The sequence below is a fragment of the uncultured Chloroflexus sp. genome, assembly GCF_938091255.1.
In the GTDB taxonomy this organism is placed as follows: domain Bacteria; phylum Chloroflexota; class Chloroflexia; order Chloroflexales; family Chloroflexaceae; genus Chloroflexus.
The window spans coordinates 20,505-36,748 of sequence record NZ_CALLJH010000066.1 but is presented as its reverse complement, the minus strand read 5'-3'; the positions used below and the strand labels follow the sequence as shown (position 1 = coordinate 36,748).

11 protein-coding genes and 1 pseudogene are annotated in these 16,244 nt (G+C 57.0%); 4 read left to right on the top strand and 8 right to left on the bottom strand.

Features of this window, described 5'->3' with window-relative positions:
• Both Q1A00_RS17625 and Q1A00_RS17620 read left to right on the top strand, forming a co-directional pair.
• Positions 1 to 387 (top strand): RNA polymerase sigma factor (locus tag Q1A00_RS17625; RefSeq protein ID WP_299758204.1); only part of this gene is annotated, 387 nt, incomplete at its 5' end.
• Positions 388 to 399: 12 nt separating this feature from the next.
• Positions 400 to 579 (top strand): annotated as a pseudogene (locus Q1A00_RS17620) (hypothetical protein); the annotation flags it as partial.
• 426 nt (positions 580 to 1,005) lie between these two features.
• On the opposite strand, the gene Q1A00_RS17615 reads toward Q1A00_RS17620, so the two are convergent.
• Both Q1A00_RS17615 and Q1A00_RS17610 read right to left on the bottom strand, forming a co-directional pair.
• Complete coding sequence (locus tag Q1A00_RS17615) at positions 1,006 to 3,063, bottom strand: alpha-amylase family glycosyl hydrolase (protein WP_299758201.1); 2,058 nt, start codon at positions 3,061 to 3,063, stop codon at positions 1,006 to 1,008.
• Between the two features lie 119 nt (positions 3,064 to 3,182).
• A complete protein-coding gene (locus tag Q1A00_RS17610) occupies positions 3,183 to 3,722 on the bottom strand; it encodes a hypothetical protein (RefSeq protein ID WP_299758198.1) in 540 nt (179 codons plus the stop codon).
• 223 nt (positions 3,723 to 3,945) lie between these two features.
• On the opposite strand from Q1A00_RS17610, the gene Q1A00_RS17605 reads away from it, so the two are divergent.
• The gene (locus Q1A00_RS17605; protein WP_298402280.1) at positions 3,946 to 4,635 is read left to right on the top strand and encodes a TetR/AcrR family transcriptional regulator; all 690 of its coding nucleotides are present in this window, start codon (positions 3,946 to 3,948) and stop codon (positions 4,633 to 4,635) included.
• A 13-nt stretch (positions 4,636 to 4,648) separates the two neighbouring features.
• The gene (locus tag Q1A00_RS17600; protein ID WP_299758194.1) at positions 4,649 to 5,950 is read left to right on the top strand and encodes an NAD(P)H-dependent oxidoreductase; all 1,302 of its coding nucleotides are present in this window, start codon (positions 4,649 to 4,651) and stop codon (positions 5,948 to 5,950) included.
• Here Q1A00_RS17600 and Q1A00_RS17595 read toward each other — a convergent pair.
• From Q1A00_RS17595 to Q1A00_RS17570, 6 genes are all read right to left on the bottom strand, one after another.
• The gene (locus tag Q1A00_RS17595; RefSeq protein WP_299758191.1) at positions 5,921 to 6,763 is read right to left on the bottom strand and encodes a carbohydrate kinase family protein; all 843 of its coding nucleotides are present in this window, start codon (positions 6,761 to 6,763) and stop codon (positions 5,921 to 5,923) included. The two genes, Q1A00_RS17600 and Q1A00_RS17595, sit on opposite strands and share 30 nt — an antisense overlap.
• 84 nt (positions 6,764 to 6,847) lie before the next feature.
• Positions 6,848 to 9,325: an endopeptidase La gene (lon, locus tag Q1A00_RS17590; RefSeq protein ID WP_299758188.1), complete on the bottom strand. Its 2,478-nt coding sequence runs from the start codon at positions 9,323 to 9,325 to the stop codon at positions 6,848 to 6,850.
• Between the two features lie 45 nt (positions 9,326 to 9,370).
• Complete coding sequence (locus Q1A00_RS17585) at positions 9,371 to 11,176, bottom strand: ABC transporter ATP-binding protein (protein ID WP_298402273.1); 1,806 nt, start codon at positions 11,174 to 11,176, stop codon at positions 9,371 to 9,373.
• A 56-nt stretch (positions 11,177 to 11,232) separates the two neighbouring features.
• Positions 11,233 to 11,733, bottom strand: coding sequence for a MarR family winged helix-turn-helix transcriptional regulator (locus Q1A00_RS17580; RefSeq protein WP_298402271.1), 501 nt, complete (start codon positions 11,731 to 11,733; stop codon positions 11,233 to 11,235).
• A 1,233-nt stretch (positions 11,734 to 12,966) separates the two neighbouring features.
• Complete coding sequence (csx2, locus tag Q1A00_RS17575; protein ID WP_299758184.1) at positions 12,967 to 14,205, bottom strand: TIGR02221 family CRISPR-associated protein; 1,239 nt, start codon at positions 14,203 to 14,205, stop codon at positions 12,967 to 12,969.
• A 30-nt stretch (positions 14,206 to 14,235) separates the two neighbouring features.
• Entirely contained in the window at positions 14,236 to 16,206 is a 1,971-nt protein-coding gene (locus tag Q1A00_RS17570) for a TIGR03986 family CRISPR-associated RAMP protein (protein WP_299758180.1), read from the bottom strand.
• Between the last annotated feature and the right edge of the window lie 38 nt (positions 16,207 to 16,244).

Genomic DNA, 16,244 nt, shown 5'->3' with positions numbered 1-16,244 from the left:
GACCTGATTACCGGACTTCAACAACGCGACCCGCAGATCGTGAGCTGGATCTATGAAACTTACGGGCCCCGCGTCTATCACTACCTGTGCCGCCGCGTGGGTGATGCCGAATTGACCCGTGACGCCCACAGCGAGGTCTTTATCCGCCTGCTCGAACGGGCCACCCACTATGAAGACCGCGGTCTCCCCCTCACCGCGTGGCTGTTTCATCTTGCCCGCGATCAGGCCGCGAATATCCGCCGCCGGGCCGGACGTTTCGTACCGCTTGAAGCGGGCGACACCGAGCACGACGGCGACCCCGAAACTCTCCTCGCCCCACAGTGGGACTGGGAGCACCTTCAGTACGTGCTGGCTGCCCTGCCCGACCACTACCGGCGCGTGCTCTGACTCCGCTTCGGCTATGACCTGTCCCTCGAAGAAACGGCCCGCCAACTCGGTTGCACTGTCTCCGCCGCCAAAGCCCTCCAGCACCGAGCAATGATCCTTGCCCGCAAACTGGTGCGCGCGTGGCGTAACGGAGCGCGGGGGATCAGCGACGCCGGTCTCTCTTTGAGTACGGATAAGGAATCGCTAGGCTGATATACGACAGGTATTTGTCAAAGACTCATATGACAATTCTTTCTCATTGCTTGGCAATTCGAGGTGGGGGTCAGCATCAGCAGGTTTATTTGATTTTACCTTATTGACAACAAACCTCTCAAAGTTCTTACCCTCAGGATCTGGATGCCCATCGGTACGCGGATAATGGATTGGCAGCGCTGGCACAGGATCGCGCAGCAAAGTCATGAGATTCGGTAATGTTCGGCAATTTGCGCAACGGTTTATCGTAGCAGCGCTTCATCTCGCCTCTCTCCTACCCCAGCGGGGCAAGGCTAGGGGTGAGGGTAAGTCGTTCACCGCAGAGAGCGCCGAGGGAAAGGGGAAGAGGTAACCCAAAACTCTTTGCGCTTTTGGCGTCCGTTGCGCCTTTGCGCTTGAATACGCTGCGCCTTGGCGTTGTCTCCCTCACCCCTCAAAACAATACACCCCAAACGGCGCTAACCGCAATTCCTCGCCAGTGCCGCGCCGCTCGCGGCCAAGCGGGAAAAGACCGAGAATGTCGCCGCCAAGTCCGCGAGTAGTGATCAGACGGCTCGGCAATGCGCCGAGATTAACCACACCAACCAGACTGCGCTCGCTAAGGGTGCGACGGATGGCGAGCACATCGCCGGGTATGGCGCTGAACGGCTGCCAGTCGATCGCGCCGTGGCGGAGCGCCGGTTCACGCTGCCAGAGGTTGAGCAGGCGCGGCAAGATGTGATGATCGGCAATCTCCTGCCCATTCCACATTGCCGGCGTTAAGCCGCTGAACAGCATCACAGCCCACAGCGCCTGCACTAGTCGCGAGCCGCGTAAGCCGTCGGCCAGCGGGTTGCAGTCGGCAGTATCGTGCATTTCCAGAAAACCGATCCGGTAAGCGGGAGGGTAGAGTTCGGCATAATCGGCTTGATAGGCGCACCATTCAGCCGGCGTGATCCGGCGCATGGCAAGGTGAATCAGCATATGATGGCTGGGATAATCGAACCAGCCGCTGGCACATTGGGCCGAACGCGGCCCGGATAGGGTGCAGAGTATAGTCAAATGAGGGCGCGCGGCAGCGATTTCGCTCACGGCTTGGGCCATGAACACCGCGCCGGCGCTGGCCCGCAACGGTGGCCGGCGGATCCACGCTGGCGCAGCCGGGTACGGTGCCACTACCCGCAACCCGTCAAGTGCAAAACGATCGATCTGCTCGATCACCCATTGCTGCCAGTACAACCGCCAGTCGTTGCGTGTCCAATCAAAATGGTAGCCGCCAGCCAACAATGCTACGCCGGGATGGCGGGCGGCTGCCGGGGAGTCGGACGGAATGCCGATCGCAAACGCGCCGACCTCGTCGCGCACAAACCATTCGGGGTGTTCGTTAAGGTAGCGAGAGTCGGCGGCGCAGCCTTGCAACGCCACATCGAGCAACACTCGCATCCCCTGCCGGTGGGCAGTCTCAATTAGGTGGCGAATAGCCGGTTCCTCGCCACAAGCCGGATCGATCCGTTCAAGATCACCGATCAAGTGCGGTCGCTCGCCAACCGTGTGCCACGGTAACAGACAGAGCGAATCAACCCCCAGCGCTGTCAATTCCGGTAGGTGAGCGCATAAACCATCGGCGCCGCCATAGTGGCGCAGATCGGCGACGTACAGTACGGCATCGCGCAGCCACGCCGCCGGCGGCTGTGGCAATGGCGTCAGCGCACGGTAAACGGCCAGCGCTGCCGGCCACGGTTGGGATACCAACGCGATGTGTTGCTGCCCGACCGCCAACCGCTGGTCAGAACGCAGCCAGCTCGCGATAGCGACCTCATACGCTAACGATACCGCTTCGTGACCGCCTTGCACGTAAGGCAGCGCCGCTTCATCGTTGCCGGCATACCAGCACAGCAGGGTAAGCGGTCGTTCGTCGTTCCACAACGCCATCACCCCCGGCCCCTGCGTTGGCGCCGGCTCGAAGGCACTGCCGCCCCGCAAACCCGGCGCAAAAAAGCGGCGCGGGAGAATGGTGCGATCTTGCGTCGCCGCAATGGCGAGCGGTGCGCGAGGCCGCACGCTGTTGCCCGGCGCCTCGAAGAGACAATGACTCGGTTCGCCTACACGTGCGTCCGGTATCACCAAACGCACACCGTATAGTCGCAGATCATCGCCACTGACATTCTCAATCTCGATCCAGCGCTTGATAGCATCGCACCCGATCTGATAATGGTCAAAGATTTTGAGCGGGCCCAGCCCGACGATGACTGTCATCACCATCTGATCATCGTCGGCGCTCACCCGGTGCCACAGATAGCGGGCAAAGGTACGGCTGGTGATCCAGTTCGCTGGATCGCCCAAAGCGACATCTACCCCGGCAACCGCCGGGCCATGCCCCAAAACATTCAAACTGTCATGGCGCTGGAAATGGATGAGTGCGCCGCTGTCGGTTGACCAGCCAAGCGTGTAGTCGTTGGTTCGTAGAATGATTTGATCGGGCTGTTCAGAGAGTTCGTAGCTCATGCGACCGATGGGCTAAGCGCGTGGGGCAAAGGGGCGCATTGCCCGGGCTGCTTGCAGTAATCTCCTGTCTGAGTAACGCACTGATTTTGCCGACAATGTGAAGTGCCATCTATTATTATTTAACTACCGCATTTACGGGGTGTCCAGCCGAATATGTGCTCGATCTGGCGGCGATACGCGGTCTTGATCTGAGACGGAGCGCACCGGATGTACTGCTCTGCACGTTCTTTCTTCTCACCGCTGAGATTGTTTAGATGTTCAATGATTTCATCCACATGAGTAAACGTAGGGTTGAGCGCCGTCCAGATAACTGCGTCAAGATTGCGCGCCTGCGCCCAGTCGGGCAGCTCGGGTATGGCCGCTGGCGCCGCTTCGCCGTGCCGCCACGATCCAATCCTCTTCTCCCAGTTTTTGGTTGGTATCCTCTCACGATCGCGCAGCGCCTTTTTCGCTGCTTGCAGCTCGGTGGGAAGCATTAGCGTCCACAATACCCGCACAGGTGTCGCATCACTCTTGATCACAAGCGTGACGCGGCCATCTTCTGATTCACGGGCGAACTCGACAGGAACTAGCGGCCCATCTTCCAACCAGCGGCCCTGTATCGGCAACGAGCGGGGATCCCAGATAAGCGATCCCCATCCAAGACACGCGATTCGCATTCCATACCTCCAAGCCCATCGTTCTGACCGATTATAACACGAAGGCGATGCACGATGATGAGATTGCGGTAATTTATCAGCGCACTATGCCAGACGCGGCCCTCTGTTCACAACAGGCCAGCGCCAAGGGTTGTGCGGCAGTTGTCAAATCTTCTCTTACCATCAACTGTCGCGTATGGTATACTTACAGTGTAAATAAACATCGTTTATTTTAAGGACTATCATGCCTCGCCCACCCAAATCCCAACAAACCCCCAACTTACCGGAGGTCATCAAACAAACGGCTTGGCAGCAGATCGCAGTTCATGGTGCGCCGGCGCTGAGTCTGCGGGCGATTGCACGCGCATTGGGGATCACAGCACCGGCGATCTACAACTACTATCCTGACCGCGACACCCTTGTCACGGCGCTAATCATCGATGCGTACACCTCGTTTGGCGATGCCCAATTAGCTGCGCGCGACGCGGTTCCATCTGATAACCTCGTTGGCCGGTTGTGGGCTACCGGCATCGCCTACCGGCAGTGGGCGATCACCTACCCGGAACGGTACCAACTCATCTTTGGCACGCCGATTCCCGGCTACGTTGCGCCGATCGAGCAGGTGCTGCCGGCGGCGGCGCGCGCGTTGAGCGCGCTGGTGAGCGTGATCGAGGCGCTGCGACTGGCGGGCCGGTTACACGCGCCACCGCTTCCAGAGATACCTCCGGTTTATCAGCCGATGTTCGCGCAATGGCAGCATTACGGCGGCGATTGTGATCCGCAGAGTTTTGCTCTCGCAATGTTGATCTGGGCGCGGGTGCATGGGCTGGTCTCACTTGAGATTGGTCGTCAAATTCCGCCGTTTGGTGCTGATGGCGCCGCATTGTACCGGTATGAAATGGAGTGTATCCTGCAACAATTTGTTTGCTCGTGAAAGGAACATCGCAATGCAGGTCGTCGTCCTAGATGGCTCCGCCGCTGAAGATGAGGTTGGTCAGCAGATCAGACAAACGCTGCTGGATCGATGTGCAGTGCAAGGCTATACTGTCCAGACTTTTACCCTCCGCTCGTGTAAGATCGGTAATTGTGCCGGTGATTTCTTTTGTTGGGTGCGTTCCCCCGGTCAATGCATGGTCGCCGATGATAATCGCACGATTGCGGCTGCCATTGTTGCGGCTGATGTGATGGTCTATCTCACTCCTATCACCTTTGGTGGGTATAGTTCACTGCTGAAGCAGGCGGTTGATCACCAGATTCAAAATATTGCGCCGTTTTTTACTACGCTCAACGGTGAAACGCATCACAAGCGACGTTACGAGCGGTACCCTAGCTTCTTGGCGATTGGTTGGCAAGCGACGCCAAACCCTCACACTGAAGCGATTTTTCGCCATTTGGTATGGCGTAATAGTCTCAATTTCTATGCGCCAACTACCTATTGCGCGATTGTAACCGGGATGCCGCCAGAGAGCGAGCTAGCCGTACAGATGGATGCAGCGCTCACCGCCATTACTCGCGGTACGACGATGATGGTGCCGCCGCTACCGACACTTCCCGCCGGTGTCATTCAGCACTCCCCGCCACGTAACGCGCTGTTGCTGGTGGGAAGTCCGCGCATGCGTAAGAGCACGTCGTATTCGTTAGGCGAGTATCTGATGCAGCACCTTGCAGCGCGTGGTATTGCGACCGAGACCGTCTTACTCTATCCAACGCTTAACAATCCCCTGAAATTGCAAGCGTTGCTTGCGCAACTTGACGCAACCGATCTCATTGTGCTGGTCTTTCCACTCTATATTGATACATTGCCTGCACCGGTCATCCGATGGCTTGAGTTACTGGCCGCGCATCGGCGCAACCATCAGGTAGCGTCCAACCGGTTAGTAGCGATTGGGAATTGTGGCTTTCCCGAAGCCCATCATCTCGATAATGCCTTGGCGATCTGTGCTGAATTTGCCCACACTGCTGGCTTTACTTGGCAAGGCGGTTTAGCGCTGGGTGGCGGCGAGATGGTACATGGCGAGCCGCTCGCCACTATGGACGGCAGGGTAATGGCGATCCGGCTGGCGTTGACGATGGCGGCCGAAGCGTTGGCCCAAGGACAACCGATCCCCCTCTTAGCGCAACGTCGAATGCGGCAGCGTGCAATTCCAGTGTGGCTTTACCGTCTCATGGGAAGTATTGGCTGGCGAACTCAGGCGCGACGTTGGGGTATGCAGAGGCAGCTATACCGGCGACCGTATCGCACGAAGTGAACCTTCCGTTGGTGGTGTTGTGAGCTGTTCGGTAGCAGCACGAGTAGCAAACGCCAATATCGCCGGCCAATCCCAGCCCCGCCATACACCGTAGGTCACACCGGCGCGGAAGATGTCGCCGGCGCCGGTGCTGTCGGTCACGGTCTGCACTGGCGGTAACACTTCATACCAAACGCCGGCAACGAAGACGCGCGCCGGACGAGGGCCGTCGGTGAGAAAGACCGGCGCACCACGCACGTAATGGAGATCAGTCGCCCGTGCGAGCGGGTCAGGGTCAAGCAATGCTGCTGAGGTAACAATGACGTCAGCAGCATAGGCGAGCGGTTCAGTCGGTGTTAGCACATCACCAACAATTACCAGTCGATCTAAGCGACGGGCGGCCAACGCAACCTCAGTAGTGTACAGCCCGTAACGGCTCACACTAACGATCTGTGCTGCCGCTAGTGCTTCCGGCGGCGGTGGCGAGGCAGCGGTTCCCTCTCGAAGCGCGATAATAGTGCGCTCGCCGTCAGGTGTAATCAGGATATGGCAAACCGGCGTAGCTACCCGTGCATCACGTTCGATGTTGGCAGCGAGATTGAGTGCGCGCAGCTCAGTCGCTACCACCTCACCTGCTGGATCATCGCCTAACCGGTCACCGTAAAGGAGCGGCTGCACCCCCCACCACGTCAATGCGCGCGCTTCGTTGAGCGCATTACCACCCGCTGACCAAGCGCTACGCAAGGCATGGACGCCACTGCCCGGCATGGGCCAGCGTGGCAGCCAGATGCGCAGATCGGCGCAGATTGAGCCATAGCAGAGAACATCAGCCACAGCTTCCACGTGCTCGCAATCCGGGTTGCGACACAGGAGCGGTGAGGTGTTCAACTCACCGCTCCGTTGAATGTCCCATCCCCATCACATGCCAGCCGGTGCAGGCGAGGACTGACCGCGATTATTGTTCGGATGCGACCCGTTCTGATTGCCAGTCGGCGTTGGCATCCGGCTGAGAGCGATCCGCAGGACTTCATCCATTGACGAGACTGGGATGAGGTTCAGCTCACGCCGCACCTTCTCCGGTAGCTCGCTGATGTCTTTAGCGTTCTCTTTCGGCAAGATGAACGTGCGGATGCCTGCCCGGTGCGCGGCCAGCGTCTTCTCTTTCAAACCACCGATGGGCAACACCTTACCACGCAGCGTCACCTCGCCAGTCATTGCCACGTCGCGCCGCACCGGTGTACCGGTGAGGGCGCTGACCAATGCCGTTGTCAGCGTGATCCCTGCCGAAGGGCCATCCTTCGGCACCGCTCCTTCGGGAATGTGAATATGAATGTTCGTCTCCTCGAAGGTATTAGGATCGATGCCGAAATCAACGGCGCGCGAGCGCACATAGCTGACCGCCGCCTGCGCACTCTCCTTCATCACCTCGCCAAGCTGGCCGGTCAGTTGCAGTTGGCCCTTGCCTTTAAACGGCAACACCTCGATGCTGAGAATATCGCCGCCAGCGCTCGTCCATGCCACACCGGTGGCCACCCCGATTTCATCCTGCTCTTCGACCATGCCGAAGGTGTAGCGTTCAGGGCCGAGGTACCTGACCACCGCCGCTTCGTCGATTACAACCTTCGGCGGTGCTTCGCCGTTCGCTTCGGTCTGCTCGGCCACCTGCCGCGCTACTTTACGGCAGAGGCTAGCGATTTCGCGTTCAAGGCTGCGCACGCCGGCTTCGCGGGTATATTCGCGAATCAGCTTCAGGATCGCGCCTTCGGTAAACTCGATCTGCTCCTCTTGCAAACCGTGGAACTCGCGCTGCTTGGGAATGAGGAAGCCGCGCGCAATTTCCAATTTCTCATCCTCGGTGTAGCCGCTGATCTCGATGATCTCCATGCGATCGCGCAACGGTAGCGGGATCGGTTCGAGCTGGTTAGCGGTAGCAATGAAGATCACCTTGCTGAGATCGAACGGGATCTCAAGGTAGTGATCGCTGAACGCATTGTTCTGCTCAGGATCGAGCACCTCGAGCAGGGCCGAAGTCGGGTCGCCGCGGAAGTCGATCCCGATCTTGTCTACCTCATCGAGAATGTAGACCGGACTCTTCGACTTAACGTTCTTCATCGCCTGAATAATCCGACCGGGCAGCGCGCCGATATAGGTGCGGCGATGGCCGCGGATCTCGGCTTCATCGCGCACGCCGCCGAGGCTGGTGCGCACGAATTTGCGCCCCAACGCGCGGGCAATGCTGCGACCTAGACTCGTCTTGCCCACACCGGGCGGGCCAACGAAACAGAGGATCGGCGAGCGCAGCTTGTCGCCGGCCAGCTTACGCACAGCCAGATATTCGAGGATCCGTTCTTTGACCTTCTCGAGGCCATAATGGTCGGCATCGAGCACCTTTTGCGCTTCGGTAATGCTGATCTCAGGCAACTCCTCGTCTGCCCACGGCAACGAGAGGATCCAGTCAAGGTAGGTGCGGATCACACCCGACTCAGGGTTATTCATGCCCTGCTGGGCTAGCCGCTTAAGCTCGTGCAACGCCTGATTCTTAACGTACTCCGGCGCATTCAATTCGTGAATCTTACGGCGCAGCTCATCGATAGGATCATCGCCTTCTTCGTCTTCACCAAGCTCGCGGCGAATGACCCGCAACTGCTCGCGCAGGAAGTATTCGCGCTGGCTCTGATCAAGCACCTCTTTGGTATCTTGCTGAATCTTCACCCGCAGCTTGAGCAGCTCAAGCTGGCGCGCCAAGACCAGATACGCCTTGCGCAAGCGCTCGACCGGATCGAGCGTGTTGAGGATTTCCAGCCGGTCTTTGAAGTCGAACGCCGGCCCCCACGTCACGATGTCGGCCAGATGGCCCGGACGGTCAATGCGATGCACGAATTGCACCGCCTCTTGTGGCACCTCGCCGAGATGCTCGACAAACTCATCAACCTGCTGTTTGACCGTCTCCATGAGCGCTTCGACTTCGAGACCGGTGACGACCGGATCAGTCACTGGCCGGCAGCGCACCCGGTAGAAGGGAGTGATCTGCACCGCTTCGATAATCTGCGCCCGGCTCTGGCCCTCAAGGATCACGCGCGCCGTGCCGTCATTCAGCTTGGCGAACTCTTGCAATTGGGCAATCACGCCGATTGGCGGCAGATTCTGCGGTTGGTTGCTCTTGTAGCCTTCGAGCTGATGCTCACGCACAAAAATCAACAACACATCGCGATCTTCATCCCATGCCCGTTCCATAGCGCGGTAGGATTTCCCCTGCGGCACCTGCAACGGGATGGTCATGTGCGGCATAATCACCATCTCGCCGAGCACCACCATCGGCAACCGGCGTTCAGGCGCTTCAAATTGCTCTTCTTGGTCTTCGGACACATCGTCAAACAGGGACATTGGCTCATTCATAGGTTCGGTATCTCCTACGTTCAGTGTGAACGTTGCTCCTGCGGTTTAATCGGATGCAATGGACAGCGTTGGCGCTTGAAATTGCAGTTCATATAGCCGGGCATACATCCCGCCACGGGCCAACAATTGGCGGTGGGTTCCCGCTTCGACCACTTCACCCGCCACCACCACGACAATCCGGTCAGCCCGCTGCACAGTGCTCAGCCGGTGAGCAATCACGATGCTAGTGCGACCGGCCATCAACCGTTCCAGCGCCTCTTGCACGAGCCGCTCGCTTTCGCTGTCGAGCGAACTGGTCGCTTCGTCAAGGATCAAGATGCGTGGATCCTTCAAAATAGCGCGCGCGATCGCGATTCGCTGCCGTTGGCCGCCGCTCAGACGCACGCCGCGCTCGCCAACCGGCGTATCATACCCATCCGGCAAGTTGCAAATGAACTCGTGCGCATTCGCCATGCGGGCTGCTGCTTCTACCTCGGCATCGCTGGCCTCAAGCCGACCATAGCGAATGTTGTCGCGGATGCTGCCGCTAAACAGCAGCGTCTCTTGTGGCACGATCCCGATCTGTGCGCGCAGCGACCGCATCTGCACCCGGCGCACGTCATAGCCGTCGATAAGGACATTGCCGGCCTGCACGTCGTAAAAGCGCGGGATGAGATTCACGATGGTGCTTTTGCCGGCGCCGCTCGGTCCGACCAGCGCCACCATCTCACCCGGTTCGATTGCCAGCGAGAAGTTGCGGAGCACGACCGGCGCAGTTTGGCCGTTCTCGGCCCGCTGATAGGCGAACGACACCTCACGAAACTCGACCCGGCCCTGCACTGGCGGCAGCGGGATGGCATCGGGAGCATCAGTCACCGCTGGCTGCTGGTCGAGCAGCTCGAACACCCGCGTTGTTGCACCGAGCGCCTCTTGCATCTGCCCAAACAGACCAACGAACCCGCCCATCGAGCCAGCCGCAATGCCGGCATAAAAGAGAAAGGCCACCAAACTACCCGGTGTTAACGATCCCGTGCTGACCAGAAACCCGCCAACAATCAGCATGCCGATCAACGCACCCCAGACCGTCAACAACATTGCCGGTTGAAAGAGCGCCCGCACCCGCGCTCGTTTCATCGCTGCGGCAAAGGTTGCCTCAGTCGCAGTCTGAAATCGCGCGATTTCATATGGCTCGCGCCCAAACGAGCGCACCACCCGCACGCCGGCCACCGTCTCCTCGAGGATGCTAGTTGCATCGGCGAGCCGATCTTGCACCGTAGTTGAGATCCGCCGCAGCCAGCGCCCAAAGAAGACTGCAATCAACACGAGTGTTGGCACAAGCACCAATGCCAACCCACTGAGCTGCCATGAAACAACCACCATCAAGATGATCGCACCAACCAACTGGATCACGCCTCCCAACAGCATGCCCAGATTAGTGGTCACCATTGATTGAATCAACGTTACATCGTTGGTGATCCGCGATGTAATCTCACCGGTGCGACGCTGTTCAAAGAAAGCGAGGTCGAGCTGCTGGAGATGCTGGTACGCCGCTTGACGCAGATCGGTGACCACTCGTTCACCGACAAAGGTAAGACTGTAGGTCTGGATCAGACCGGTCACTGCTTGCCCAGTAGCCACCAATCCCAACAGCAGGGCAATCTGAGAGATCGGCAGCGACTGATCACCGGTAATCAGATTGACCATCTGACCAATCACCAACGGCATCACCAACCCCAAGCCAGCACCAACGACCATCGTCACTAGTGCGACAACCATCCATCCCTGATATGGCCTGAGATACCTTAGCAGACGTGACCAGCTCACGCCTTTCGGCAACTCAGCGGGACGAGTAAATTGCCATCGAAACCGCATCAATCGTCACTCCTCGAACGAACGCAGGCTATGCCACCCCGTTCGTTGCTGCATTGTCAGGCCAGCCGTCCCGTTTCACTCCGTTCGAGGACGCGCGCCATTCCGGCCAACACTCCTTCCAACAATTCCAGCAGCCGTTCTGCATCAGCCGCCGGCAAGTGGCCAAGCGCCGCGTGGATCTGCTCGCGGCGGGCCTGCTTGATCGCGGCAATCATGGCAATGCCGCGCGATGTAATCTGCACCATCACCTGCCGGCGGTCGCGTTCATGCCGGGTGCGCTCGACCAGTTGCTTATCGAGCAGGCGATCCACGACGCCGGTTAGCGCTGCCGCCGACTGCTGCGTTGCCTCGGCTAGATCCGACATCTTGCATTCGCCATTGGTCTGAGCCAGATGGAGCAGCGTGTAGAACTGGGTCAACGTGAGATTGAACCGGTCGTCGTCGAGCAACTGCACAAACTGGCGCTGCGCCAGCCAACTGATGCGCAGGATCATCTGCTCGATGGCGTCGAGCGTCGAGTGCTCGGTGGTCAGGTTGGGCAGTTCCGATTCGGCCATGCGTTGCTCTAATGCTAGCTCATATAGATATTCAACGATGTTAAGTATACCAGAAGCAAGCAACGTTGTAAAGGATGGAGTCACCACGCTAGGACACCCAGCGTATGACCATCTCTGACGAAGCGCGCAGAGAGCAGGATCGCGTAGGGGCGTAGCATTGCTACGCCTTTAGGTGGCCGAAACAGTACCAGCCCAGCCAGCCATCATGCCACAACAGTGGCGCGAAGCATCTTCGTGTGACCAAACATCTTCTGCACATCTACTCTGGGCTGCCGATCAGGTTGTGAATACTACACCTATCACGCCATTGGCGGTCTGTAGACCCGCTGCGAATTGGGGAGCAGTTCGGGCTGCTCGCATAATCGTTCGCGCAACACGTACATCGCTCAGTGCTGCTACCGTTTCACGCAGCAGTGCGTGACCAAACCTTCTGCGCGTGTGTCGAAAGCGCGCAGAAAAGGCTACCGTTTCACGCGGCAGTGCGTGACCAAACCGCAACCATAACACGCGCCGATAGAGGTTAGGCAAAGTTGTCAGCATCTGCTGTACGTGCTCTCACTCCCAGCGCAGGTCAAGCACCGTTTCGGAGGCACCTCTGTCTATCTCCAACCGATCGCGATCAAGGGGCACCGCGCGTCTTGTGCGGCGGCGAGTATCGATGGCCTGATTGCGAGCTAAGTGAAACAGCCCTGCGGCGAGAGGCGTACCGCAGTCTTCACACTGGTCGGCGCGTTCGAGGAGGCGCACAAACACCTCGTTGGTATCACTGGTCAGCTCGGTATGAAAGAGGCAGAGGCTGTAGGTTGAATAAATCTAGCTCACTATACTAGGTAGGCATACTAGCGGAGACCGGCAACAATGTTGTGGAGGATAGCGTGGTCATTGTAATGCTCCGTGCAATGCTGTGCAGAGAGGGCTACGTTCACGAGAAGTGGTCGAAGAGTAACTATCTGGTTTGAATGTGCATGTCTTCTTTTGGGTAAGATGTGGATGTCGGCAACGGGTAAAGCGAAGAGCGCGGTAGCTTTTGTGGGGTTTTAAGGAGATGAGGTGTCTATTGTGGACCAGAGGCGAGGATTGTGCAGGTTGGTCTCGGTAAGCAAGGAGAGGTGGCCGAAAGGATGGTGAGATGCTGGTGCAAAAAGATCCACCACACCCCTCCAACTTAGATCGCTAAAGCGGGTGGAGGCAATTTGAGCAGTAAGATTACTGGACTTGACTAAGAGGGCAAAGCTACTGCTCTAGCGGCAGTTTCTTTATTTCTTCATAAAGTTTCTTGGCCTGTTGCTCAACAATTTTTGCGGACTTTGACTCCTTACGTTTACCGGCATGCATAAGATCATTGCGTAAATCGCCTATTTGATTGTAGAGATTTACCACCTTCTTCCTCACAGGAGTCTGTAATTTGCTTAGGTCATCCGTGTGTTCTTCACCTTTCTCAGGATCAGCGCCTCTTACCTCTCGTATCGCCTTACCAAGAACTTTCTCAACGTTAGCACGGGCTTCCTTCTCCAACAACTGCTGGTCACTCATGCCGAGTTGTACCATCACCCACGACACTAACCACTCACGCATCAGTGCCACCGCTTGAAAGATCTGATCGCGTTCTAGATACCAGCCAATCAATTCCCGCTCGGCCTCAAGCTCATGGTCGCCACAGGCAATCTTTTGAAAGCTATCGACGACTTGCTGAGCAAGAGGTTGGAAGGGCTTTGCTAGAGAACCAACCGATGAAATAGCCTCCGGTAACTGTTGGCAGATTTGCCTGCTCACCTTCATGACCTCAGCCGGTCGCACGACGCGCAGTGCCTGCGAGACTGTCGTCAGATTATCCGCCGTCGTTTTAATCGGGGAATTGTTCCAAGCAGACATTTCATCCTTACTAGCAGTTTTTGGATCGGGCTTGACCCGCTTATGCTGCGCTCGCAGCAAATTAGCCAAATCACGGGCATCGCCGAAACGCACAAACAGATCGGCGCCGACCATCCAATCGAGGAGTTCAACAAAATTGGTCAGATCGAGCACAGGGGTTCGGTTTGGCGTCACCGACTGATCACGCGCCTCGAAGTTACCAAAGAAGACGTGCTTAAGTTGTATCTTCTTGGCCTTGCGCAAGTAAGCGGCGGCAAGAAACGAGAGAAAAGGCAGTGAACGAAAGCCATGGGTGATGTCGAAGATAACTTCTTCCCCCTCATCAATCGAATTAACGACTCGCTGAAAGATCTCCCATAATTCAGCATCGTCACGACCGTCAGGAATGTGTATGGGTTCTACGCCTTGGCACTGGACAGCAGGCCGGAACTCTTTTTCATAGAGTTGAGATGTGGCTGTGGTCACGAAGACACGTATGATTAGGTTTGGTATGAACTGGGCCAGCGCAAGTCCGAAAAAGGGCGCTGTGTGCTCTTGTCCATTGGGAAAGACATAGCACGTTTCGGTTGGTTTGATGCCGAGAAAAGTAATGGCTTTCATCTTCTTGTTCCTTTTCTTTACTGCTTGCTCTCATTGCTGGCGAGCCTTCTCGATCAAGATGAGTCCTTGTTCATTGTCCGGTATTTCGAGTGTCAGATTGGGTCCGGCGTTTGCTGCTTTTCTCGACTTGACTTTGTTGGCAACAAACCACTCGAAATTCTTCCCTTCTGGATGGGGGTGCGTATCGGTGCGCGGATAGTGGACAGGCAGCGGTTGACCGCGTTTTTGGTCGGAAAGTAGCGCAATCAGATCAACAATATTCGGCAATTCTCGCAATGGTTTCCCGTAACATCGTTTCATTGCCTGTTCAAAACACGCCAGCCACGTTCCACGATCATAAGGCGTTGCTCGACGCCATCCAGTTTGCTGTAACGACGAGTAGCGCTGTTGGTGATCGAGCAGCTCAACCGACTCGACCTGTAGTTTAACACTGCCAAACCCCAATGGCTTGGCATACCCAAGGCGGAAATAGCAACCTTCGTCACCACTCAGATTCAGCGTCCATAGAAGTGCGCCTAACTCCACCGGCGCCAGATTGTGAAAATCTATCGTAAATTGAAACACATTGCCCGGCGCACGAACGCCGCGCACGCTGCGATTCTGGTGATCGCGACGCTGTTGGGCGCGCTCGTATTCAAGACGATTGAGGGCATTGCCATGGTGACGATAGAACTTGCGCCCGCGCAACTGGTTGGGTCCATCATAGCCGATGGTCATTGCCGCACCCGGTTGCGTGCGTTCTGCTTCGCTCCATTCACCGTTTTTCTTGCGCAGGTAGAAGAGCGTGGTGGTTGGTTTGGGAGAACTGAGGATGGCCAGTGGCATCTCTTCAGTGTACACCCCTTTGTCTTCCGTCAACACTGCATGGCTGAAGCGTACTCGTCCGGCATAGGCGACCCGCGCTTTCCGATCCTCAGCAGGGTTAGCGCGAACCCAGCCGAACACGCGCGAAGCAATATCCAGCTTTTCGTAGTGTTCACTTGGTTGCAAATGCGCCGGCAACAGATCGCCGATAGAATGGCGATAGCGTAAGCGGGCAACTTTCGCCAGTGCAATATTGCGCACTGTCACGCCAACTTGCTCCAGTTCAACATAGACCAAATTATCCGGTGCAAGCCGTTCACTTTGGAGTCGTTGGCGAAAGCTATCGCCATGTTCTTGCAACTGGGTGCTGAGAATAGCGTTAAAGTCGGCTTCGCGGTCGGCATCGAAGAATACCTGCTGCGCTTGCGCTCGGTCGCCTTTGAAGTAGAAAAAGCTCTCGTTGCGCTTTGTTTCAATGGTGCGACCGGTAACTTTGACCCAGCCGGAATATATTCGGCTCTCACCATCAGCAGGCAATTCTTCGTATTGACGAGCTATTGCTTTGACTTTTGCTGTATTGTTCTTCGTTCGGGTAATGATCGCATACGCCTTCTCGCCACACCGCCACTCTCCTTTAAGCACATTGAGCTTCCTGTCATCATAGTACGCGCCGATCGTTGCTTCTTCACAGAGCAAGATTACGCCCGGCTGATTACCATTCGGTAAACTCTGTACAATACCGGCTTTGAAACGTTGAGCTTCAATCGGATCGATCCGATACGCTAGGCGCTCATCGCCATTGAAGACAGTAAAGGGGGCATTCGTGACGGTCTCAAAGAGCGAACGGATCATACCGCGCAGACTGGTGGCGGGAATCGCGTCTCTGTCCTCGTACTGGAAGAAACGATAGCTTTTGTGTTGGACATCTGTGTCATTCAGCCGGGGAATAGTGGTCACTCTGATGTCATGGCTGTCAGAGACAAAGAGTGGTGTTGCAGCCTCTAGCGTACAGGTGATGCGACCCGTCAGGCCCACATACCGGTCGTGGGGTGGTGGTGCGCAACGACCGAGTAACTGTGCGTCAGGATCGTCAGGTGGAATGACCGGCTCTGGCAGATAACGCACAAAGTTGTAGGGGTTAAGGAAGCGATACGTTTCTCGATTTTGGGCATACGGCTTCGGTACGGGCCATGGCACAGATACAAGAGACGGTTTGATAACCTGTATCGGCGGCT

Coding starts and splice junctions, on each gene's coding strand:
- Q1A00_RS17615 (WP_299758201.1), bottom strand. CDS start 3,063: ATGAGCTACGAACTCTCTGAACAGCCCGATCAAATCATTCTACGAACC.
- Q1A00_RS17610 (WP_299758198.1), bottom strand. CDS start 3,722: ATGCGAATCGCGTGTCTTGGATGGGGATCGCTTATCTGGGATCCCCGC.
- Q1A00_RS17605 (WP_298402280.1), top strand. CDS start 3,946: ATGCCTCGCCCACCCAAATCCCAACAAACCCCCAACTTACCGGAGGTC.
- Q1A00_RS17600 (WP_299758194.1), top strand. CDS start 4,649: ATGCAGGTCGTCGTCCTAGATGGCTCCGCCGCTGAAGATGAGGTTGGT.
- lon (WP_299758188.1), bottom strand. CDS start 9,325: ATGAATGAGCCAATGTCCCTGTTTGACGATGTGTCCGAAGACCAAGAA.
- Q1A00_RS17585 (WP_298402273.1), bottom strand. CDS start 11,176: ATGCGGTTTCGATGGCAATTTACTCGTCCCGCTGAGTTGCCGAAAGGC.
- Q1A00_RS17580 (WP_298402271.1), bottom strand. CDS start 11,733: ATGGCCGAATCGGAACTGCCCAACCTGACCACCGAGCACTCGACGCTC.
- csx2 (WP_299758184.1), bottom strand. CDS start 14,205: ATGAAAGCCATTACTTTTCTCGGCATCAAACCAACCGAAACGTGCTAT.